General features: G+C 62.5%; 1 protein-coding gene. It reads left to right on the top strand.

Annotated elements, in window-relative coordinates:
• On the top strand, window positions 1-567 hold a 567-nt coding region (locus BJQ90_RS19685), incomplete at its 5' end, for a transposase (RefSeq protein ID WP_226761875.1).
• Window positions 568-624 lie beyond the last annotated feature (57 nt).

Below are 624 nucleotides of genomic sequence, written 5' to 3'. Positions count from 1 at the left end.
CTGGTGATCTCCGACGCGCACAGCGGCCTGAAGAAGGCCATCGGCACGGTGTTCCAAGGCGCGGCGTGGCAGCGTTGCCGCGTGCATTTCATGAGAAACGTACTCTCGACGGTGCCGAAGGGATCCCAGGACATGGTCGCCTCGATCATCCGCACCGCCTTCGCCCAGCCCGACGCCGGGCACGTGAACACCCAATTCGACGAAGTCACCCGGATGCTCCTCAAATCCCACCCGAAGGTCGCCGCGATGCTCGGCGACGCCCGGGATGACGTGCTCGCGTTCACCGGGTTCCCGGCCAGACACTGGCGTCAGATCTGGTCCACGAATCCCATGGAACGAGTCAACAAAGAAATCAAAAGACGGACCGACGTCGTCGGGGTCTTCCCCAACCCGGCGGCCCTTCTCCGGCTCGCCGGCGCGGTCCTCGTCGAGCAACACGACGAATGGGAAGCCGGCGACCGCCGCTACCTCTCCGAGGCCTCCATGACCGAACTCAAGGCAATGAACACGACACCCGCCACGCCGATCGAGGAGACAATTTTGCTCCCTGAACTCACGGCAGCATAATCAAATAACTGACCTGCACGGTGTCGAGAAAACTCCACCACTCAGCGGGACGTAACC

Origin of the sequence: Arthrobacter sp. SO3, from assembly GCF_020532825.1 — a bacterium.
Lineage (GTDB): Bacteria > Actinomycetota > Actinomycetes > Actinomycetales > Micrococcaceae > Arthrobacter.
Note: the sequence above shows the minus strand (reverse complement) of the source record. Positions and strands in the feature narration are given on the sequence as shown.